This window comes from Nitrosospira multiformis ATCC 25196 (genome assembly GCF_000196355.1).
Lineage (GTDB): Bacteria > Pseudomonadota > Gammaproteobacteria > Burkholderiales > Nitrosomonadaceae > Nitrosospira > Nitrosospira multiformis.
Window position 1 is genome coordinate 1,960,329 of sequence record NC_007614.1, and the last position, 14,958, is coordinate 1,975,286.

The 14,958-nt window shown below is 51.5% G+C and carries 9 protein-coding genes and 1 pseudogene; 3 read left to right on the top strand and 7 right to left on the bottom strand.

Annotation, left to right across the window (positions count from 1 at the left end; genetic code table 11):
* The first annotated feature begins 76 nt into the window (after nt 1-76).
* Nucleotides 77-1,285 carry an NADH:flavin oxidoreductase/NADH oxidase gene (locus NMUL_RS09020; RefSeq protein WP_104009697.1) on the top strand — a complete coding sequence of 403 codons (1,209 nt, stop codon included), beginning with the start codon at nt 77-79 and terminating at the stop codon, nt 1,283-1,285.
* Nucleotides 1,286-1,366: 81 nt separating this feature from the next.
* On the opposite strand, the gene NMUL_RS09025 is transcribed toward NMUL_RS09020, so the two are convergent.
* Nucleotides 1,367-2,680, bottom strand: a complete 1,314-nt coding sequence (locus NMUL_RS09025) for a c-type cytochrome (protein ID WP_011381037.1) — start codon at nt 2,678-2,680, stop codon at nt 1,367-1,369.
* Entirely contained in the window at nt 2,677-3,438 is a 762-nt protein-coding gene (locus NMUL_RS09030; protein WP_104009696.1) for a c-type cytochrome, read from the bottom strand. The genes NMUL_RS09025 and NMUL_RS09030 overlap by 4 nt, the downstream gene beginning before the upstream one ends.
* 211 nt (nt 3,439-3,649) lie before the next feature.
* On the opposite strand from NMUL_RS09030, the gene NMUL_RS09035 reads away from it, so the two are divergent.
* Both NMUL_RS09035 and NMUL_RS09040 read left to right on the top strand, forming a co-directional pair.
* Nucleotides 3,650-5,083 carry a hypothetical protein gene (locus NMUL_RS09035; protein ID WP_146063201.1) on the top strand — a complete coding sequence of 478 codons (1,434 nt, stop codon included), beginning with the start codon at nt 3,650-3,652 and terminating at the stop codon, nt 5,081-5,083.
* Between the two features lie 145 nt (nt 5,084-5,228).
* Nucleotides 5,229-6,665 (top strand): RimK family protein, encoded by a 1,437-nt coding sequence (locus tag NMUL_RS09040; protein ID WP_238529790.1) that lies wholly within the window; start codon nt 5,229-5,231, stop codon nt 6,663-6,665.
* 99 nt (nt 6,666-6,764) lie between these two features.
* Here NMUL_RS09040 and NMUL_RS09045 read toward each other — a convergent pair whose 3' ends face one another.
* The 5 genes and pseudogenes from NMUL_RS09045 to NMUL_RS09065 all read right to left on the bottom strand — a co-directional run bounded on the left by NMUL_RS09045 (nt 6,765) and on the right by NMUL_RS09065 (nt 14,937).
* The gene (locus tag NMUL_RS09045) at nt 6,765-7,745 is read right to left on the bottom strand and encodes a glutathione S-transferase family protein (protein WP_011381041.1); all 981 of its coding nucleotides are present in this window, start codon (nt 7,743-7,745) and stop codon (nt 6,765-6,767) included.
* Nucleotides 7,746-7,856: 111 nt separating this feature from the next.
* Nucleotides 7,857-8,930, bottom strand: coding sequence for a hypothetical protein (locus NMUL_RS09050; RefSeq protein ID WP_011381042.1), 1,074 nt, complete (start codon nt 8,928-8,930; stop codon nt 7,857-7,859).
* Between the two features lie 917 nt (nt 8,931-9,847).
* A pseudogene (locus tag NMUL_RS16365) lies at nt 9,848-10,248 on the bottom strand (IS6 family transposase); the annotation flags it as partial.
* Between the two features lie 89 nt (nt 10,249-10,337).
* Nucleotides 10,338-11,774, bottom strand: a complete 1,437-nt coding sequence (locus NMUL_RS09060) for a TolC family protein (RefSeq protein WP_011381044.1) — start codon at nt 11,772-11,774, stop codon at nt 10,338-10,340.
* The gene (locus NMUL_RS09065; protein WP_011381045.1) at nt 11,758-14,937 is read right to left on the bottom strand and encodes an efflux RND transporter permease subunit; all 3,180 of its coding nucleotides are present in this window, start codon (nt 14,935-14,937) and stop codon (nt 11,758-11,760) included. The genes NMUL_RS09060 and NMUL_RS09065 overlap by 17 nt, the downstream gene beginning before the upstream one ends.
* Nucleotides 14,938-14,958 lie beyond the last annotated feature (21 nt).

A 14,958-nucleotide genomic window follows, 5' to 3' on the forward strand; every position in this document is an offset into this window, starting at 1 on the left:
GCAACGCAATCATGAAGCAACTCATGCAACCAGGAAAGTACTGAGCGAACTCCAATCAGACAGTGGGAAAAAAGCCATGTCCCATTATGACGAGAACAAGGACGATACAGCCGGCCACGGCCCTCTGGGCAAGATCGGTGACCACCAGCTAAGCAGTGCCGCCATCCAGACACAATGTCAGAGCGAGCATGACCGGGAAATCCCGGAAGTGGATCTCATGTCCCCGCTTACCCTTCGCGGCGTTACTTTCCGCAACCGCATCGCAATGTCTCCCATGTGCATGTATTCCGCCGAGGATGGTTTTGCCAACGACTTCCATCTCGTCCACCTGGGTAGCCGGGCAATCGGCGGCTTAGGGCTTGTGGTGGTCGAAGCCACTGCAGTCACGGCTGAGGGCCGTATTTCACCGGGAGACATGGGGATCTGGAAAGATGAACATATCGAGCCGTTGGCTCGCATTGCGCGGTTTGTGGAGATGCAGGGCGCGATTCCAGGCATCCAACTCGCACACGCCGGACGTAAAGCCAGTTGCGATGCTCCCTGGAAAGGCGGCGGCAGCCTGAAAACGCCGGCAGAAGGAGGCTGGTCAGTGATTGGGCCCAGTCCCCTGCCGTTTTACGCTGATGATCCCGTCCCAACACCCATGTCGGAAACTGATATCGAGGAATGTATCGAGGCATGGGAAGCAGCCGCTCGACGTGCGCTGAACGCCGGCTTCAAAATGATAGAACTTCACGCGGCCCATGGTTACCTCATGCACGAATTTCTATCGCCGTTAAGCAACCATCGTACTGATAGTTATGGCGGCAGCCTCGCAAATCGTACGCGGCTTTTGCTAAGGGTTGCCAAGGACCTTCGCGATATTATCCCGTCCGAACTGCCTTTCTTCGTGCGAATCTCGGCAACCGACTGGGTCGAGGGAGGCTGGGATATGGAACAATCGATTATTCTCTGCAGAGAGCTGAAGCTGCTCGGGGTGGATCTGATCGATGTCTCCTCCGGCGGCGTGATACCGGATGCAAGAATTCCTGTTGCCAAAGGCTATCAGGTTCAATTTGCCCAACGCATCCGCGATGAAGCGCAAATCCGCACAGGCGGAGTGGGACTCATCACCGACACGCAATACGCCGATGAGATCATCACCGGCGGTCAGGCAGATCTCGTTTTTATAGGCCGAGAGTTACTGCGGGAGCCTTACTGGGCCCTCAAGGCGCAACATGCGTTAGCGATAGAACCAGAATGGCCGATCCAGTATGGCTATGCTGTCAAGCGCCGTGCAAAATAGCCATGGCAGTTTAATTGCAATCCTGCTGCCGTGGGATAAAGAGAAGGAGTCGCCGGTATGCGCTGAATTGAGCATTCGGCCTCAGCGTTCCGTTATCCCTTCGCGACTCTTGTCGACTTGAGCAGTTGTCACCAGACTGGCGCGATTGCCCCACGCGTTGCGGATATACGACAGAACCAGCGCAACCTCGCCATCGCGTAAAACCTGTGCGAATGGGGGCATGCCGTAGGGGCGGGAATTGCCTGCAGTGGACGGGGGATAACCTCCATTGAGCACGCTGCGAATGACATTCGTAGGGGGTGTAAGGGTAACGCTTCGGTTACCGGCCAAGGGGGGGTAAATTCCCGGGGCGCCCTGCCCCGAGTCGCCATGGCAATCCTGGCAGTGTTCCTTGTATATCCGTGCCCCGTACCGCAACCAGGCCTGCACCTGTTCCGTCTGTGCGGGAGAATTTACCTGTTGGTGCGATTGTGTTTCAGGCAGTGATTTGAGGTAGATCGCCATTGCCCGGGCATCCTCTTTTGTCAGATGCTGGAGGCTCTGACTGACAACTTCGGCCATCGGTCCTGACGTCGTCGCCCTGGGTGAAATCCCGGTGGTCAGCAGTTGGACAATTTCTTCGACCGGCCAGCCAGCCGTACTTGCCTCCAGACTCGAAGTCAGCGATGGCGCGTACCAGTTGGAGCCCATGATCTGCCCACCTCCCAGCTTATCATCTCCCTTGCGGCCAATCATGCCACCCAGTGGATTCCGCTCGGCATGGCAGGCGCTGCAATGACCAAGCCCCTGCACCAGGTAAGCACCCCGGTTCCACTCAGTGCTTTTGGCGGGATCAGCCTGATACACGCCCGGCTTGAAATAAGCGGCACGCCAAAGAGTCAGCAATGGCTGGAAATCGTATCGGGAAGCAACCTGGCTTGGCGGATTCTGTTGAACGACGGGTTCGAGGGCTTGAAGATGGGCAAAAATCGCATCGGAATCCTCGCGCGTGACTTTCGTATATTCGGTATACGGAAACGCGGGATACAGAAGCCTCCCATCGCGCGATTTACCCTCGTGCAGCGCTTTCCAGAAATCGTCTTCATCCCAGTCACCGATTCCGGTTGCCTTATCCGGCGTGATATTGGATGTAACGAACGTGCCAAATGGAGTCGAAAGCTTCCTGCCGCCGGCATAGGCGCCTCCACCTTGAGCTGTATGGCATCCTATGCAATTTCCGGCTCGTGCAAGATATGCTCCGCGCGCTCGCCGCTGTTGCAAAAGAACCGATGATAACGGCGTAGCATTCTTTTCTGCCTTTGCTTCCTTTTTCGGAGAAGGTGCGCCAACTATTTCAGGAGATAGGCCGATACCCGCAAGAACTGCCACTGCGGCAGCGATGACAGCAATTTTCATCGGTCTGCGCTCCCCTGGACAATACTTCCGCAGCGCTGCGCCATCTCCGGGGACAGCACATTTGCCGGACCTGCATTTTCAGGCACAGGCTGAGCGGCAAGCCACGCCGCTACGACATTCGTCTCCTTGATCGTGAGTTGTCTGGCGATATCGGACATGCAGTTACTCGCTTGTCCTCTCATCACTCCACCGTTCTTCCAGGCACCGAATTGGGCGGCGATATAGATGCGCGGAAGCCCCAGGAGTCCCGGAATAAAAGGCGCGGTGCCCATGAGCTGCTTGCCGTGGCATTCAATGCACGCGGGTATATCCCGCGTGGCATCCCCCTGCTGAATCAGCTGCTGGGCCTGTCTTATTTCAGTGGGAGAAGATATCACCTGTTCCGGCGGAGGGTAAGGTTGTCTGAGTGCTGAAAAATACGCTGCCATTTCCCGCAGGTATTCATCGCTCACGTTCGCCAACAGTAATGTCATTGGCCGGTAATAGCGGCGTCCGTCTCGGAAATCCCGCAACTGATTGAAAAGATATCCCTCCGGCTTACCTGCAATTCGAGGGTAATAGGCATCCCTGCCCACCCTGTCTGCCTGGCCATGACACACTGTGCAGGGCTTGACCCGCTCAGCCATCGTATCCGGCACGGTCACCGGCATGACCGGTGTAGTCCTGCTCGATGCGATTCCGTCCGAGGCGGCAGCCAGGGCACTTGATACACCTGATACGGCAGCAGCAATGAATAGAAGTGAAATAAATTGACGCATGAGGATTGATGAATTACTGGATGCTGGCAGAAAATTTCCCTGATGCAGCTGTGCCAGGCTTCCATGCTGTTCAGGAAGGCTATTCAGGAACCAGACAGAGCCTCCCTCGCGCCCGCGAAGGAGTTGTTCAGTAATCCTTAAGTTTCACCCAGAAGGGGGGTCCCGGTCAACCGGAGTTGGTTCAATAGGCATTGGAGAGCACGAGCGGCGAATGTCGGTTGTTCTGCTAGACTTCAGGATGAATAGCGTGTATTCCGCACACTCGGAGGGGAATATGTTGCTCGGGTCAAATATACTGGAAGTGGGAATCGCTGTCATTTTCGTCTATTTACTGCTCAGTCTCGTATGTACAGCCCTTAATGAAGGAATTGCGTCATTGATCGACAAACGCGGCAACCTGGTGGAGGGCATAAAGAATCTTCTGAACGACCCGAAGTTTACCGGGCTGGCGCAGCAACTCTACAATCATGGACTGATAGGCGGAATATCCCAGTACGCTTCCGATCCGTCAAAACGGACTCGCCTTCCCTCCTATATGTCCGGCGAAAGCTTCTCTCTGGCTTTGCTCGACATCCTCTCGGCGCGGGGGATCATCGCAGGAAAGTATGGCGATCTTCTGGCGAATGCCGAGGCGGCGGATGACGCTTATGAAGAAGCCCTGGAAGCAGCGGCAGTTACGCCCGGTGATCCACAACGCGTTGCAGCCGTTACCCAGGCAAAAGATGCGCTTGACAGGGCAAGGGTAGCGCTCGAAGCAATTGCCGAAAAAGCAAAGGTGGCCTATGGCCAGGCTGTACAAGCGGCAAAGACCGCACCCGACGATATGGCTCTTGTCAAAGCAGAAGCAGAGGCCCGGCACGAAATCGATAGTATCAGCGCAGCGCTGAAGATGCTCGATGCGCGCCATGCTGCCATCGCGTCCGCAAAAAATCCAAAAGAGGTTAAATTGCTCCTGACAGCTGACGCCACATTGAAGGAAGCCTTGGCTTTCGCGCGGGACTTTGCTACGGAATATCCGGATCCTCTGGGCAACATACAGGAAGGACTGAAAAGGCTACCCGAGGGCCATACCAAGGAAACCCTTCTCGTTCTTGTCGATAAGACCCGGCGGGAAGTGACTGCGATCGAGCATCAGGCAGAAGCCTTCCGCAAAAATCTCGAAGACTGGTTCAACAAAACCATGGAACGCGTTGGTGGCTGGTACAAGCGCTGGACACAGCGCGTACTGCTTTGTCTCGCGACTCTGGTCGTGGTTGCTTCCAATGCGGACACGGTGATGCTCATTGAAAGACTTTCAAAGGACAATGTTCTGCGCGCATCGATTGTTGCAGCTGCGGAGGATACAGTGAAGACTCAGGCGGATGCTGTTTCGGCAGATACAGCTCTCAAGGCGGCAGAGAATCTCAAATTGCCGGTAGGGTGGTCGCTGGACCCGTATGACTCCGGTTATTTTCGACCTCCCGAGTTATCGTGGAAATATACGGGGTGGGCATTTTACAAGATATTCGGCCTGCTCATTTCCATACTTGCTGTCACGCTGGGAGCTCCCTTCTGGTTCGATACATTGAGCAAATTCGTCAATCTGCGCAGCGCGGGGACGCCGCCCGGCGAAAGCAGTAAAAGTGCGCCCCAGTCCGGGCGATAACGCTGGAAGGAAGCTCGCTTCCACGAATTCAACGGCAACGAGCCAGCCAAAAAGGTTTTTCTGTGAATATCTTAATTTTTCTGTGAATATCTTAATTATCGTAGACAAATCCGGGGATTGGCCTCTTCAAATTCCAGGCGTGACCGTGGTTGAGGCCCGAGCCTACCTGACCGATCCATCTTTTGCCGTTCAGGCGGAAAACAATCGCGGCACGAGTGCTACAGGGCAGTCTCTCAAGGTTTTCAACCTTTGTAAATCGTACCGCTATCAAGGATCGGGATATTACGTTTCATTGCTTGCCGAGGCCCGAGGACATAAACCGGTACCCAAAGTAGGTGCTATTGAGGATTTGCATTCCCGGAATTTGGTGCGCCACTTCATGGAGGAACTGGAGGATCTTGTTCAGAGTGTGCTGGCGCCCTTGCCGGGAGACGACTTCCAGCTTGCCTTCTATTTTGGCCGCACTCCGCTTACCGGTTATGATTCCCTGGGTCATCAGTTCTTCAACCTGTTGCAGGTGCCACTCCTGGCCGTCCGCTTCGAACGCCACCGCCACCGGTGGAGCTTGCGCAGCGCTCGGCCCCTGGGCGCCGGCGAGATTCCTGTCGAACACCGGGACTTCGCGATACTTGCTGCGACCACTTATTTCAATGAGCGCATGCAGCACCGAAGAAAACCCCCTCCCCGCTATGATCTTGCCATTCTCTGCAATCCGGATGAATCTGAGCCGCCCTCCAATGCAAAAGCCCTGCAAAAGTTCAGGAAAGCAGCGGAAAAACTGGACATGCACGTGGATTTCATAACGCGGACGGATATCGGCCGGTTGTCGCATTTCGATGCCTTGTTCATTCGCGAAACCACCTTCGTCAATCACTACACCTATCGTTTTTCGCGGCTTGCATCCGCGGAAAAATTGGCACTGATCGACGACCCCAACTCTATCCTCAAATGCAACAACAAGGTTTACCTGGCTGAACTTCTCGCCCTGCATAAAGTGCCGATACCGAAAACGCTGTTGATCCATCATGATAATGTCGGCCGGATTATTCCTGAACTGGGTCTTCCGTGCGTACTGAAGCAACCCGATAGCTCATTTTCACGAGGAGTCGTGAAAGTGGAGACCGAGAGCGAGCTGATTCCCAAAGTAACCGAACTGCTTGCAAAATCCGTGCTCGTCATTGCACAACAATGGCTGCCGACCGAGTTCGACTGGCGGGTAGGCATACTCGACCGGAAGGTGCTGTTTGTAGCTCAATACTTCTTTCCCCCGGGGCATTGGCAGATTATCGAGCGAGACGCGCAGCGGCATAAACTAAGAGAGGGGGCTACATCGGCTGTTCCACTGGATGAAGCGCCGCAAGAGGTCATCAGTATCGCACTCGAATCAGCCAACCTCATCGGGGATGGGTTCTACGGAGTGGATATCAAGCAGACGAACGACTGCTGTTATGTAATGGAAGTCAACGATAACCCGAATGTGGATGCCGGCAACGAAGACGCAGTGCTCGGCGATGCGCTCTACGAGGAAATCATGCGGGTTTTTTTGAGGCGGATTGAAGCCGGCATGCGCTCATCCCACTGATCTGCAATCAAGCATTTGGCAATGCCCTCTCTATCGGGCAGCCTAGCTGAATCCGTTAGGGGGTCTTGTAAACAGGAACTCTGACCAGCACCTGCGGCACTATGCCAGCTTCGTGCGATCATGGGGCTCATCGAGATTCAGGATCGGGCCCACCGGCACAATGCGATTCGGATTGATGGTGGGATGACTGCGGTAATAGTGCTCCTTGATGTGCTGCATGTTCACAGTCTCTGCCACACCCGGCCATTGATACAACTCCCGTGTGTAGGCCCAGAGATTGGGATAATCCACGAGACGCCTGAGGTTGCACTTGAAATGGCCGTGATAGACCGGATCAAAGCGGATCAGCGTGGTGAATATCCGCCAATCGGCTTCAGTGATACAGTTGCCGATGAGATAACGCTGACGTGAAAGCAGTTGTTCCAGCTCGTCCATGCATCTGAACAGCACCATCACCGCCTTCTCATATACCGATTGCCTAGTGGCAAAACCTGCCTTGTAAACGCCATTATTGACGTCAGCGTAAATGCGCGCATTGATCTCGGCGATCTGTGGAAGCAATACCTCAGGCGCATAATTCCCGGGCAAAGCGCCTATTCCATCGAAAGCCGAGTTCATCATGCGGATGATATCGGCCGATTCATTGCTGACAATGGTATTCCGCTGCAAATCCCAGAGCACGGGTACTGTCACGCGTCCACTATAGTCAGGCACCGACCGGAGGTAGACTTCATAAAGATAGGATGCGCCACCCACGGGATCAGGTATTACTCCCGGCGCCTCATCAAAAGTCCAGCCATGCTCGCCCATGTAGGGATGCACCACCGAAACACTGATCATGCTCTCAAGCCCTTTGAGCATCCGAAAAATCAGCGTGCGGGAAGCCCAGGGGCAAGCAAGCGAGACATATAGATGATAACGCCCCGCCTCGGCGGGAAACCCGCCTTCGCCGGTGGGCCCCGGACTGCCATCGGCCGTTATCCAGTTGCGGAACTGCGCATTGGTACGGATGAACCGGCCGCCGGTCGATCTGGTATCGTACCACTCGTCCACCCACTTGCCTTTAACGAGTAAACCCATTCTGCAGATCCTTCCTGTTTTGCCGGGCCCGGACGATCAAATCGGTCGATTACTGATTTTGATCATACGGCTGTTCCCCGATATCCGACAGCCATTTTGATGTTTACCGCCCTATTCTATGTTGAGGTCTAGCTGCTTGACGTCCTTGAACTCATTCAATGCCGCGTAAATATCGCCGCGCCTGTAAGTATTCATCTCGGTTGATAAGGATTTTCCATCCAGTCTCGCCACTATGTTTGGCCCCTGTTCAACTCCCCGTCTTTTTAAAAAATGGCCAACCAGACTGGAAAGATTCTCTCTTGAGTTCGGGTATAGCGGCATGAGGCTTGAATCCAGGCCCTGTTCGGCAATCGCCTGTTTGACGGAAATGAATGCGTTCTGGTCACGCAAAGCAGACACGGCTTCTCTCAATTCTGCAATCACAACATCCTGTTCATGCAATTTCTTATCGTGATCTCCCAGCCGCGGCGCAATAATCTGCCGGATAATCTCAAGCAATGTTTCTTGTGTGACAGGAGAACCTGGCAGGCTACTGGAGCTTATTCCCTGACTCAGTGCCCGTTCCTGAAGATCATATCCCCAATGAACCAGGCGTTCGTAGTTATCGTGAAATCTTTCAATATCCCGCTGCTCCTGTTTGGGCCTGCCTTTAAACTGGGTTTGATACCATTGTCTGTCGAAGACGCGCAACTGTTCAGCAACGATATGCCAGCGATAAACCAGCACCCCCTTGTAGATCATTTCCAGTTCGCCATCCATCACGTTCTTGTTCAGCAAGGCTGTTCTGATCAGACCTGTTTCAAACCAGACTTTCATGGCGTCCGGAACCTGTAATGCCCTGGCCCATGATTTTGCCGAGGCATATACACGCCCGCCGCTGATCAGATAATTCAGTTGTCCACCATTGGGTGATAATTCCTTCATGGGGACGACATTGGTAAGAGTTTTCATTCCTGTACCTGTAGAGCAAACTTCCACAAAACTGGCAAGACCGGAATCCAGCCAAACCAGTAATGCCGCGCTTTGAACGCCTCTGGATACCGGCTTCCCCCGGTATAATGTTTGTACCGGTTGCTCGCCGACCCGATAAATATGCTTTATATCCTTTTTATACCCTTTCGAGTGGCAGTCACACCAGGTATTGTACAGCTCCTTCAACTCCCGGGATTGAGTCTGCGTTTGCATCCTGGATTCCCCCAGGGACGAGGGTGCAGAATGAGGGTGCAGAATCTGTGTATGACAAGAAGGGAAGAGGTATATTCTTGATGGTTCTTCTGGAATCATCAACCTTTTGCAAGGCGGTAGAAAAATCGTGACTTGGACGGGAATTCTCTGAGCTGACCCGTGGGCAGATTATCGATAATGTATTTTATCAATAATAAAGGATGTGTTAATTTTGGCGTACTTCCATGAATATTGTGTTGAGGACCAATCCGATACGGAAAAAGCCCGCATTGCCAGATCGCTCTGCCACCATAAACCATCGTTAAAAGCAGAAATTACAACATGATGGGTATAACAGCTCTTGGTTTGTTTGCATTATCGCTGCCCGTCTTCGCATCAACCGATACGCAGGATGCGTCGTTTCAATCGGGCTAGGTCGGAGTTCTGCTCACGCTGCTCATGGTACGTTTGCGGGAGCCGCAGAAAAAAGAAATAGGCGGTTGGCTGATCTATTACTATATTCGGCTCTATTATTGGGATAATGGCTTTGTTGCAATCGGCCAATCAAATCCAAAGCAAACTCCACAAGCATGGGTGGAACAACTGTGCCAAACGTTGTCAGGGGCCGAGTAATAGCCATTGTCGCAAACTTGCACAATTCCATAGCATGAGACATTTGTCTGGTCAGGAGTACAGGTAGGTTCTGAATTCGCGCATAAGGCTTTACTACCTGTCCGACAGCATTCACCGTCACCGCACTCGCTTCTTTGAACCTCTCGCTCATTTGACAGGCATTGTCCATCGCAAAAAGGTGGGGCGCCACGCCACGTGTCGGCTTTCGCAAGGGGTGCCGCGAGCCAGACGGCGGCAACAATTAGGATTACCTTCATGGGAATCATAAGCCTTGGAATTGTTATTTCCATAAAACCTCCTTTTATCTTCTTGAACATTCGCATGAACTCAAAACCTTTGATGGTGGCGTAGGCTGTTTTTTTCCATTTAAGGCCCCGCACCAGGTTTATCAAGCGTTAGAGCTTGCCATGATCAGCTTCGACAATATTGTTCAAGTATTTGACGTGCCGATGCATGATATCCGGCGGACACTTTCCTTCCGCTTTTAATTCGGCAAGGGCGGACCTGTAAGCAGGCGCCTCGCCGGTATTGATAGTACCGGGGTGCGCCCAGGGTTTCATGGATTTCAAGGCTTTGCCCAGAAAACGTTTGGCAGCCTTAATATTGCGCGTTGAAGGGAGATAGAAATCAATCGTATGACCTTTCTATCAAGTGCCCGGTATAAATGCGTCCCCTTCCCTTCGACCTTCACGTAAGTTTCATCTACGGATCTGTCCTGAAAAATACAATGGGGCGCCTCTCTTCTTATTTTTTGCAACAGAGCCTTTTTTTGAACCGCTCCTTCCTCTCATCCTGCTACTGCCAACCGCCACCAAGTGATCTATAAAGATCCACCATTGCGTCAAATTGCTTTTGTTGCGTTTCAATTAGATCTTGTTTGGCCTCCAGGGTATCCCTTTGTGTCAACAGCACATCCAGGTAGTCCGTACGAGCAGATTTGAATAGCTGGCTAGCGACATCAATTGATTGGACAAGCGCTTCCACCTGGCTTGTCTTGAGTTGATAGTTTTTTTTGAGCTTATCGATGTTTGAAATTTGATTCGCCACTTCCACATAAGCATTGATAATACTTTGCTCATACTCATAAGCTGCCTGAATTTGCCTGGCACTGGCGTTTTTATATTCGGCTCTGATAGCGTACCTATTGATCACTGGAGCTACTAGCTCTCCGGCAACAGCGGCCGCCAATGATTGTGGGGTATTGAACAGGTACTTAACCGCGAAAGCTTCAAACCCTACCCCCGCGTTTATGTTAAAGGTGGGAAAGAAATTTGCCCTGGCCACCTTTATGTTTAATTCCGCTGCCGATAGCTCAAGCTCCGCTTGCCTAATATCAGGCCTGTTTTGTAGCAATTGCGACGGAATACCTGTCATGAGTACTTTGGGGTTTTGCTCCATAAAACCACTGGAAGCACGCTGGATAGGCTGCGGCGTTCTCCCTAACAGGAAGTTGATCCGGTTTTCAACAACCGTAATATCCTGTTTAATTTTGTATATGTTGCTTTTGTTTTTTGCCACTTCTGCTTCATAACGTTTGACCGCAAGTGCAGTTGTTCTTGCATACAGCAGAAGTTGTTTAACCATCTCCAACGCATTTTCCTGAATCCTGATATTTTGCTCTAAAATCTCAAGGTGGTTGTCCAGGGCAAGCAATTCATAGTACGAATGAGCAACGTCAGCGACCAGGTTGGTCACTAAAAAATTTTGACCTTCTTTAGATGCCATGTACTCCAGCACAGCCACTTGTCTCGCATTCCTCAATCTTTTCCATATATCTACTTCCCAAGTTGAAAATAGCTCAAATCGAAAATCGCCAAGAAACGTAGGAAAGTGTTTGCCGGCTAATGGCAGTTCCTCTTCGATAGCGCCGAAGCGCGTAAACTCGCCGACTTTGTCTCCGCCTGCGCCAGCACGAATACCTACCAATGGCATCAAATATTGGCCTCTACGCGCCTGGATTTCATTTTGTGCAATGGTGATGCGCTGCAGCATGATATTAATTTCTTTATTATTAGCAACAGCGATGTCTAGCAAATCTGATAAGGCAGGGTCATCGAAAAAATCCTTCCGCATGACAGTCGCCGTACTGGTCGTTTCAAAAACGTCCGGTTCAAAAGTAGCAGGAAGAGGCACATCTGCTTTTTTGATTGCTACTTTAGGAATACAACCCTGCAACAGCAGCCCCAGCACGACTAAGGCCATAAGCCGAAATGTTTTATTTTTCATTGTCATCCGGGCCGTAGTGATAAGTTTCGGCTAGAGGATCAAGGTCTTCACCTTGAATTAATTTTTTACCCTCTGCCATTTTCGCAAAAATATAATAAAGTCCTGGAATAACGATAACGCCAAACACGGTACCGGTAAGCATCCCACCCAGTGCTGAGGTACCAATCGTCCTGTTGCCAACCGCTCCAGCTCCCGTAGCCATCGCCAAGGGTATCAGCCCGGCTATAAAGGCAAATGAAGTCATCAAAATCGGCCGGAAACGCTCTTTTGCGCCCGCAATCGCCGCTTCTTTGACCGTCATTCCTCCTTCGACTTGCCTCTGGCTTGCAAACTCGACAATCAGTACCGCGTTTTTGCCGAGCAAGCCAATCAACATCACCATTCCCAGTTGGGAATAGACATCATTGGCAAGCCCTGTTCCTTTTAACAATAAAAAGGCACCGAAAATACCGGGAGGTAGCGAACATAACACGACCAAGGGTAAAGCAAAGCTTTCGTATTGTGCGGCCAGCACCAGATAGACAAACAGGATAACGACGGCGAAGATCAGCAGTGCTTCATTGCCCCGAAGGGCTTCGTCGAATGTCAAGCCTTCCCAGGCAACTTCAAAACCTCGCGGCAAAGTGGCTTCCGCAACCTCTTCGATTGCCTTGATAGCTGCGCCAGTGGTATAACCCGGTGCGGGCTCGGCCCGAATCGCCGCCGTGTTATAGAGGTTATAACGCGTCAGCTCGTTGGGCCCCTGCTTTTTCACCATGGTCATGAAGGCAGAGTACGGCACCATTTCGCCTTTATCATTTTTCACAAAATATTTCAACACATCTTCAGGGGCTCGCCTGAATTCCGGCGCGGCCTGGGTGTAGACCTTAAAAAAGTTATTGAAGCGAATAAAGCCCTGTTCATAAGTACTGCCGATCATGATGTCTAGGTGATTCATCGCGTCTTCGATGGTAACCCCTTTTTGCATGGCCAGCCTATTGTCGACGACCAGTTCGTATTGCGGATAATTGGCCGCATAAAAAGTGAACAAGCCGGTCAATTCCTTACGTTCACGCATCGCATTCATGAATTTTTTATTAAGTTCATCGAATTCGAAGTAATCCGTGTCTAACGTCTTGTCCACCAAGCGAAACGCCAAACCCGATGCCGCACCGTATCCCGGCACTGCCGGCGGTTGAAAAAACTCGATGGTCGCACCCAGGTTATGGGCTTTTTCCTCCAACTCGTGGATAACTTGATTTACCGAATGTTTACGTTCCGACCAATCTTTCAGGTTGACCACAACAGTCCCTGCATTTGATCCACGGCCTTCGGTAAGTACTTCGTAGCCGGCTAAGGAAGAAATTGATTGTACGCCTTCGATTTCTGCGGCCATTATTTCCAGTTCACGTGCCACTTTGTTGGTCACTTCGATGGTTGACCCGGGCGGTGTTTGGATAATCGCATAAATCATGCCCTGATCTTCGCCGGGAATAAAACCGGAAGGCAAGACTTTATCGACCGCGAAAATGCCGAAGCTAAACCCGACCAATACCAAAAGCGTGACAATGCGCCGGGTGACCGTGACATTCAGGAATTTGATGTAGCGGCCGGTGACCTTTTCGAAAACAGAGTTAAAGGCATCGATGAAAAGGTTTATCGGGTTTCTCCGTTTCGGCTGGCCGTGAGTGTTTTTAAGAATCATGGCACACAGTACCGGGGTGAGCGATAAAGCCACAATTGCTGAAATAGTGATCGACGACGCCATAGTGATAGCGAACTGTCGATAAAATACCCCGACCGGTCCTGGCATAAACGCAAGAGGGACGAACACTGATACCATGACCAGCGTAATCGCTATAATGGCGCCACCGATTTCCTGCAACACTTTTCGGGAGGCTTCATAAGGGGTGCAATGCTCGGCTGCCATTTTTGCATGCACTGCCTCCACTACCACAATGGCATCATCGACCACAATACCAATAGCCAACACTAAGGCAAACAAGGTGATGAGGTTGATGGAAAGCCCGAACGCAGACATGACGGCAAATGCTCCGACCAGCGAAACCGGTACCGCGAGGACGGGAATCAGGGTAGAACGCCAGTCTCCAAGGAAAATGAAAACCACCAAGGAGACCAGAATGAAGGCTTCCACCAATGTGTGCAGCACTTGGTCGATAGACGCCTCAACGAAACGCGACACATCGTAATTGATTTCGTAGTCCATGCCCTCCGGGAAAGATTTTTTCAATTCTTCCAGTTTTTTCTTCACGTTCTCTATGACTACTTGGGCATTACTGCCGTAGTTTTGCTTCAGCACGATGGACGCGGAAGGGAATCCGTCCTTATCGGAGAAAATATTATAAAACTCGCTGTCCAGAGTGACCTTGGCAACGTCTTTAATGCGCAGAATCTCGCCTGTTGGAGCAGCCCGGAGAATAATGTCCCCATATTCTTCCGGCTTGTTAAAGCGTCCTTTATAAACCAGCACGTACTCTTTGGACTGGGCGAGCATGCCTGTGCTTTGCCCCAACCGACCAGGTCGTCCGATAATGCTTTGAGTCGCCAGTGCCTTCATCACCTCTTCTGACGAGACGGCATAGGCTCTCATCCGTTCCGGATTCATCCAAATCCGCATCGCATATTGGCGGGAACCCAATATGGTTGCTTGGGCAATTCCAGTAATGCGTTGAATCTCCGGAATAACATTGACATAGGCATAATTAAACAAAAGCTTCTGATCGGCGTCTTTGTCTTTGCTGTAGAGGTTGACGTACATGAGCATGCTGGGCTGGACGAAGTTTACAATCACGCCTTCCAACTGCACCAGTATGGGTAGCCTGCTCATCATCTGATCCACGCGTGTCTTCACGTTAACCATCGCGATATTCGGATCGACGCCTAAATTGAAATATACTTGAATGGTCGCTTCTCCGGCGCTGGTTGCATCCGAAGTGATGTATCTCATACCAGGCACGCCATTGATAGCGCGTTCTAAGAGGATCAGGGACGATTCCACCAGTACTTGGGCGCTGGCACCGGGAAACGATACTGAAACCGTGACCCGGGGCGGTGCAATATCTGGAAACTGGGAAACGGGCAATGATTTCATTGCCAACAAGCCCATGAATATGAACAACAGCGATAACACGATCGCCAGCACAGGTCTTTTGAGAAAAATACCAAACATGGCTTAATCCTGACTAAAAGG